This is a genomic window from Streptomyces sp. NPDC051051 (assembly GCF_040682975.1).
Lineage (GTDB): Bacteria > Actinomycetota > Actinomycetes > Streptomycetales > Streptomycetaceae > Streptomyces.
Genome location: NZ_JBFBCB010000019.1, coordinates 121,809 through 128,835, shown reverse-complemented (window position 1 = coordinate 128,835; position 7,027 = coordinate 121,809). Strand labels below are relative to the sequence as shown.

6 protein-coding genes are annotated in these 7,027 nt (G+C 72.0%); 3 read left to right on the top strand and 3 right to left on the bottom strand.

The features are described 5' to 3' along the window. Positions 1-221: 221 nt before the first annotated feature. Entirely contained in the window at positions 222-881 is a 660-nt protein-coding gene (locus tag AB0N31_RS16940; protein WP_366059138.1) for a helix-turn-helix domain-containing protein, read from the bottom strand. 187 nt (positions 882-1,068) lie between these two features. Between AB0N31_RS16940 and AB0N31_RS16935 the strand changes: the two genes are divergently transcribed. Beyond that, complete coding sequence (locus AB0N31_RS16935) at positions 1,069-2,187, top strand: serine hydrolase domain-containing protein (protein ID WP_366059137.1); 1,119 nt, start codon at positions 1,069-1,071, stop codon at positions 2,185-2,187. 172 nt (positions 2,188-2,359) lie between these two features. Here AB0N31_RS16935 and AB0N31_RS16930 read toward each other — a convergent pair whose 3' ends face one another. Beyond that, positions 2,360-3,319, bottom strand: a complete 960-nt coding sequence (locus tag AB0N31_RS16930) for an LAETG motif-containing sortase-dependent surface protein (protein WP_366059136.1) — start codon at positions 3,317-3,319, stop codon at positions 2,360-2,362. Between the two features lie 280 nt (positions 3,320-3,599). On the opposite strand from AB0N31_RS16930, the gene AB0N31_RS16925 reads away from it, so the two are divergent. Then, positions 3,600-5,288: a glycoside hydrolase family 13 protein gene (locus tag AB0N31_RS16925; protein WP_366059135.1), complete on the top strand. Its 1,689-nt coding sequence runs from the start codon at positions 3,600-3,602 to the stop codon at positions 5,286-5,288. 23 nt (positions 5,289-5,311) lie between these two features. Here the strand turns inward: AB0N31_RS16925 and AB0N31_RS16920 are convergent, their stop codons facing one another. After that, on the bottom strand, positions 5,312-6,067 hold the full coding sequence (locus tag AB0N31_RS16920; protein ID WP_366059134.1) for a DUF4142 domain-containing protein: 756 nt from the start codon (positions 6,065-6,067) through the stop codon (positions 5,312-5,314). A gap of 166 nt (positions 6,068-6,233) precedes the next feature. Here AB0N31_RS16920 and AB0N31_RS16915 point away from each other — a divergent pair, with 166 nt between their 5' ends. Beyond that, entirely contained in the window at positions 6,234-7,019 is a 786-nt protein-coding gene (locus AB0N31_RS16915) for an MOSC N-terminal beta barrel domain-containing protein (RefSeq protein WP_366059133.1), read from the top strand. Positions 7,020-7,027 lie beyond the last annotated feature (8 nt).

Below are 7,027 nucleotides of genomic sequence, written 5' to 3'. Positions count from 1 at the left end.
GTATCGGGGCGACCCTCCGCCTTGCGATCGCACGCACCAGACGCCGCCGGGCCTGCCCTTCGGGCAGACGACGCTACTTTCGAAACACGCCCTAGTAGCGCTTCGTCACGTCAGCGGGCCATGACCTGCGTGAACGCGGGCGCGTCACCTGCCTGGTCCGGCGTGAGGCGGATGTGGGCACCTTTCCACGAGCCGAAGTGCTCGGGAGGTCCGTCCACGGTCTAGCTCGGGCGGACGGCCGCCTCGATCTGGGCGAGTTGGGCGGCGAGGATCTCTTCGAACGCGGCGCGGCGGTCCACCCCGAGGGGGCGGACGTCGCGGGCGAAGTGGGCCAGGGCGGGGAAGCGTTCGGGGTCGGCGCCGAGTACCGCGACGCGGAACAGTTCCATGCCCTGTTCGTACTCTTCCGGGGTGATGGTGCTGACTCCGGCCTCGGAGGCGATCAGCGCGGCGATGAGGACCGCGAGCCGGTGGTAGCGCACCGGGATCTCCGCGTCGGGCAGCCCCGACGCGCGCAGGGCCTGCAGCGCCTCTTCCATGACCAGCCGGGAGCCGGCGCCGCCTGACGCGTACCGTCCCCAGACCGCGGCGAGCTGGGGCTGCTGGCCGAACGCCTCTCTCATGCGCAGGGCCAGGGCGGTGATGCGCTGCTTCCAGTCGCCCTCGGGACGGTAACCGTCCATGGAGGCCAGGAGGATCCGGTCGGCGACCGCGCGCAGCAGTTCCGTCTTGCTGCGGAAGTGCCGGTAGAGGCTGGAGGAATCGGTCCCGAGGGCCGCGGCGAGCTTGCGCACGCTGAACGACTCTGTGTCGCTCGTGCGCAGCAACTCCGCTGCCGCATCCAGGATTTCCTCGGTCGACCAACGCCTTCGACCTGCCATTTCGCCCCTCTCGCCGGACTTCAGTCTAACCTATGCACTTGGTGTTGCACGCACCGCGTGCATAATGAGGACATGGGTGTACCGGGCGACCCGGCAACAGGCGGGCCGACGTGCCGGACGTGCCCTGTCGGCCGGGTCGGGCGACCGACGTGGAGCTCACCCCGAGCAAGGCGAAAGGACGTATGTCGTGAGGAACTCACTGGATCCCGTGGAGCTGAACGCCGCCGTCGAGAACGTCCACCGCGCCGGGATGCCGGGCCTGTTCGCCGAGGTGCGTGACGGCGACCAGGTCTGGCGCGGCGCCGCCGGGGTCGCCGATGTCGCCACCGGTCGCCCCGTCACCGCCGACATGCGGCACCGCGTCGGCAGCATCACCAAGACCTTCACCGCCGCCGCGGTCCTGCAGCAGGTCGAGAGCGGTCGGATCGGTCTCGACACACCGATCGGCCAGTACCTTCCGACGTCGGTTCCCGGAGAACGCGGTGACGCGATCACGGTCCGGATGCTGATCAACCACACCAGCGGCCTCGCCGAGTACCTCCCGTACGCGTACCCCTCCCTCAAGGCGTACCCCGCCCTCGCAGACACCGGACCCCAGAGCCTGGACGACCACCGGCTCACCCGGTTCGCCCCCACCGAACTGATCGAGACGGGGGTCACCGCACCTGCCGTCGGCGCCCCGGGCGGTACGCCGGGGGTGTACTCCAACACCAACTACCTGCTCCTCGCACAGCTCCTGGAACAGGTGACCGGCACCACGGCCGAGCGGTGCATCACCCGGAACGTCATCGAGCCCGCCGGGCTCCGGGACACCGAATTCCCCACCGGACCGTACGTCGACGGGCCTCACTCGCGGCTCTACGAGTCGTGGTTCGGCATGGTCGACCCGCCGCGTGACTACAGCGTCTACGACATGTCATGGGTGGGCCCGGCGGCCTCCCTGATATCGACCGTCGCGGACCTCAACCGCTTCTACCGCCTGCTGCTGGCCGGCGAGATCATCAGCCCGTCCTCGCTGGCCCAGATGCAACGCACCGTCCCGGTCGTCTCCCAAGAAGGAAAGGTGATCGACTACGGTCTCGGCCTCCACCCGACGGAGGCTCCCGGGCAGGCCACCTTCTGGGGCCACGGAGGCACGGTCTGGGGTGGCGGAGCACTGGCCATGACCCGCGCCGACGGCGAGCGGCAGATGGCCGTCGCACTGAACCTGCAGCGGTGGAACAGGCTCGATTCCTCCGGCAAGCCGCAGCCCCACCCCATCGACGACGCGCTGGTGACCCTGTACCGCGTGGCGATGTACGGCTGACCGGGCCCGTGGGCGAGGGGCGGTCCTTCCGTCCCGTCCTGCAGAGCTGCGTGATCTGACCGCGCTTGCCGTGGCAGGTGTCCTGGCCGGCGGAGCCGGGAACCGTGTCCGACCGCCCCGCCCCGGACAGGGCGCCGGGACGGGGCGGCCGGACTGCGGATCCCGACAGGGGTCAGGCCTGGCTGCCCCTGCGGCGCCGGGTCGCCACGACGATCGCCGCGCCGCCCAGGAGCAGGGCCGCCGCGCCGCCCGCGATGACGGGGGTGTTGCTGTCGGCGCCGGTTTCGGCGAGGTCGCCGCCACCGCCGTTCGGGGTGGGGGCCGCGGCCGGGGTGGACTCCGAGGCGGAGGGCTCCGGCGCGGAGGCCGACGGGGTCGCCGCGGGGGTGGTCTCCGGGGGCGTCCCGGTGGACGGCGTCGACGGTGGCGCCTCCGTGGACGGGGAGGCCGGGGGCTGCCCGGCGGGCGGCTGCTCGGCCGGCGGCTCCTCGGCGGGCGGCTGCTCGGCCGGGGTGCAGTCCTTCGTGCCGCCGTTCCAGGCCGCGATCAGCTTGTCCTTGATGACCGGGCGGTCCGGGCCCTTGGGCAGGTCGCCGTGGTCGAAGCCGTCCTTCGCGTCGAGCCTGCCGTCGAACTTCACGGCGCCCCGGTAGAGGTCGATCTGCGCGTAGCAGCCCGCGTCCGGCACGGCGATGTCGAGGGTGCCGGTCGCGCCGGGCTGGAGCGTCACGGTGTCGAAGTCGACGAAGACCTGCTCGCCCGAGGTCCGGAAGTCCGGGCCGTGGGCCAGGTAGGAGGCGAGCGAGGCGGTGCAGGTGGTGGCCTTGTCGGCGGCCCGCACGGTGAGGTGGACCTTGCCGTCGCCGCTCGGCTTCAGGTTCTGGTCGTCGACCTTGACGGAGTCGTAGAAGTGCGTGCCGTCGAGGGAGAACTGGCAGCGGTCGGTCTCCGTCTCCGTGCCCGCCCCGGTGCCCGGCTGGTACTGGCCGCCGGACTTCCAGCCGTCGCCGCCGGGCGTCCCGGTGCCGGCCCAGGCCCCGGAGGCGGCGGCGACGGACGCGGTGCACAGGGCGAGTGAAGCGGCGCCCGTCCCCAGCAGGCGGCGCACGGAAACACGTCTCGCTATGGACATGCGATTCCCATCTTGGCGAGTGCGAGTGCCCATCACGGCGGCATCGCGGCACGGCGATGCCCGGGTGATGGCGCGGTTCAGGAATTCGGAAGAAACACCGGGCCCATCGGTCACATGCGCCACGGCGTGCGCTCATCGTGGTTCGCGGGGCGGAGGCCTGTCAACCTGCGGCAAACACGCGGCAGTTCAAGATTCCGTCACATCTCCCCCACGTACGGAATGATCCACTCCGCAAGGTGCGGACTTTCACCTTCCCGGCAAAGTGGACAGACTTGTGTGCGTGACCGACTTCGTGCCCGCACCCGGGACAGACCAGCCCCCCGCCTCCGACTTCTCCACCCGTGACCCCCACTGGTGGCGCCAGGCCGTCGTCTACCAGGTCTATCCGCGCAGCTTCGCCGACGCCGACGGCGACGGCCTCGGTGACCTGAGGGGGATCACCGAACGCCTCCCGCACCTCGGCGCGCTCGGCGTCGACGCGCTCTGGCTCAGCCCGTTCTACCCGTCCGAGCTGGCCGACGGCGGCTACGACGTCATCGACCCCCGTGAGGTCGACCCGCGCCTGGGCTCCCTGGCCGACTTCGACGCGATGGTCGCCGAGGCCCACCGCCTCGGGCTGAAGGTGATCGTCGACATCGTCCCCAACCACACCTCGCACCGGCACGTCTGGTTCCGGGAGGCGCTGGCCGCCGGCCCCGGCTCCCCGGCCCGCGACCGCTACGTCTTCCGCGACGGGCGCGGCACGCACGGCGAACTCCCGCCCACCGACTGGCAGTCGGTGTTCGGCGGCAGCGCCTGGCAGCGCGTCCCGGACGGCCAGTGGTACCTGCACCTCTTCGCCCGCGAGCAGCCCGACCTCAACTGGGACCACGACGAGATCCGCGAGGACTTCCGCACCACCCTGCGCTTCTGGTCGGACCGGGGCGTCGACGGCTTCCGCGTGGACGTGGCCCACGCCCTGGCCAAGGATCTGACCGAGCCGCTCCGCGACCTCGGCGCCGCGGGAGCGGGCGCCGAGGACGTGCTCGCGGCCCTCACCCCCGGCAGCCACCCCTTCTACGACCGCGACGAGGTCCACGACATCTACCGCGACTGGCGCCGCGTCCTGGACTCCTACTCCCCGCCCCGCACGGCGGTCGCCGAGGCCTGGGTGCCGGGCACCCGCCGCGCGCTGTACGCCCGCCCCGACGAACTGAACCAGGCCTTCAACTTCGAGTATCTGCAGGCACCCTGGGACGCGAAGGCGGTCCGGGAGGTCATCACGTCCTCGCTCGCCACGGCCCGCGCGGTCGGCGCCTCCGCGACCTGGGTGCTCTCCAACCACGACGTCGTCCGCCACGCCTCGCGCCTGATGCTCCCGCCGGGCACGGACGAGAACGCCTGGCTGCTGTCCGGCGGCCGCGCCCCGCACGTCGACGAGGAGGCCGGCCTGCGCCGCGCCCGCGCGGCCACGCTGCTGATGCTGGCGCTGCCGGGATCGTCGTACGTCTACCAGGGGGAGGAACTCGGCCTGCCCGAGGTCGCCGACCTGCCCGTGGAGGTCCTCCAGGACCCGCTGTGGGAGCAGACGGGCCGGGTCCGCAAGGGCCGCGACGGCTGCCGGGTGCCGCTGCCGTGGACGACCACGGGTCCGTCGTACGGCTTCGGCGCGGGCGGCGCGTGGCTGCCGCAGCCGGAGTCCTTCGCGCGGTACGCCGTCCAGGCCCAGGACGGCACGGACGGCTCGACCCTGGAGCTGTACCGCACCGCCCTGCGCCTGCGCCGCAAGCTGCTGGACGGCGAGGACCTCACCTGGGCGGAGGACACCCCGCCCGGCGTACTGGCCTTCGCCCGCTCGGACGGCTGGCGGTGCGTCACCAACCTGTCGGACGCTCCGGTGCCGTGCCCGCCGGGCGAGGTGCTGCTCAGCAGCGCCCCGCAGGCCGGCGACGGCCGGATCGGCCCGGACACCACGGTCTGGCTGGCCTAGCGCAAGCCCGGGGCCGGACGGCCTCACCCCGTCGGCGTGGGGGCGGGCGCCGGAGCGACCCCGGCTCCCGCCGCCGCGGCGTCGATGTCCACGGGGGTGGCCGTGGCGGTGGGCGGCGGGGTGAGCACGACCATCGGCTGGCCCGCGGGCGGCGGTGGCGGGGTCAGGTCCGACGAGGGGAGCTTCGGCGGGGTGGTCTGCTGGAAGAGGGTCTGCTCGAAGTCGACCAGACCGGTCTTCTCCATCACCGTGATGTGGTCCAGGACGGTGTCGTTGGCCTGGTCGGCCAGCGCCCGGATGAGGGTGTTCTTGGTGGTGGAACGGACCTTCGCGATGGTGTTGAAGATCGAACCGTGCGTCATGCGCAGGATGTTCGCGAAGTCGGTGTCGAAGTCCTTGCCCGTCTTCGCGTTGATCTGGTTGACGAACGCCACCTGCTGCGGACTGGCCACGTTGGGCAGGGTGATGTTCAGCATGGGCGCCATCTTGCGGCAGGTCGTGTCCAGGGCGGCGTGACCGTCGATCAGGTGTTCGCTGGCCGTCTTGACCGCCGGACTCTGGCCCTTCTGCAGTCCGATCACCCCGAGGGGGTATTCCCAGAGCCCGGCCGCCCGCACCTTGACCACGAAGTCCCGGTCGCCCTCCGTCAGGGGCCCCCACTGGGTGTTGGCGATGATCCGGTCGTTCGAGGTGGACACCGTGTCCAGCCCCAGCATCGACGGATAGGCCAGAGCCGCGAGGGTCAAGCTCAGGGCGCCGCCCACGAAGGCAGTTCCCATCGCGTTCCGCGAAAAGCGCACCGTTCCTCCTGCCTGATCGGGAACACCGCCCGTGCTCGTTCACGCCCGGCGGGGTCCAACACACAGGAGTACGGACGAACGCCCGCCGGAACTCACCGCTTCCGGCAAAACTTGTCGTATCGGCCGACGGGGGAAGGAAGTCGCGGTGTCAGGACGGGCGAAGGTCACGGGGCTGACGTACTACCCGGTGAAGAGCTGCGCCGGGATCACGGTGCCCGAGGCGCTGATCACGCCCGACGGGCTGCCGCACGACCGGGCGTACGTGATCACCGACGAGACGGGCGGGCTGCGCTGGCAGGGGGGTGACCCCCGGATGGCGCTGATCACTCCCCAGCTCGTGGAGGAGGGCGCCGGGTTGACCCTGCGAGCCCCCGGCACGGCCGCACTGCGGGTGACCGGGGAGGGCGAGGAGGTCACGAAGGTGCCGGGGCAACCGTACGGCGCCGTCGACCAGGGCGAGGAGGCGGCCGCGTGGGTGACCGGGGTCCTCGGCCGCCCGAGCCGGCTGCTGCGCGTGCGTACGGCCCCCGGCGGCACCGCGGCCAACGACAGCCGCCTGCACGTGGTCTCGCGGGCGAGCCTGGACCTGCTCAACCGGCATCTGGCCGAGCGCGGCGTCGCCCCGCTCCCCGTGAACCGCTTCCGCCCCAACCTCGTCGTGGACGGCTGGGACACCCCGCACACGGAGGACACCGCCGCCCGCCTCCTGATCGGCGGCACCGAACTCGCCCTCACCGAACCGACGGTCCGCTGCGCGATCACGATGGTCGACCAGGAGACGGGCCGCAGGGCGGGCCCGGAACCCCTGCGCACCCTGGCGGACCACCGCCGCGCGGAGGACGGCGGCGGCACGGTCTTCGGGGCGTACTTCAGGGTGGTGCGGGAGGGGAAGGTGACGGTGGGGGACGCGGTGGAGGTCGCGGACTGCTGACGTACCGT

Bases quoted from the DNA above. Each gene is read 5' to 3' on its own strand.
- AB0N31_RS16940 (WP_366059138.1), bottom strand. From the start codon at position 881: ATGGCAGGTCGAAGGCGTTGGTCGACCGAGGAAATCCTGGATGCGGCA.
- AB0N31_RS16930 (WP_366059136.1), bottom strand. From the start codon at position 3,319: ATGTCCATAGCGAGACGTGTTTCCGTGCGCCGCCTGCTGGGGACGGGC.
- AB0N31_RS16920 (WP_366059134.1), bottom strand. From the start codon at position 6,067: ATGGGAACTGCCTTCGTGGGCGGCGCCCTGAGCTTGACCCTCGCGGCT.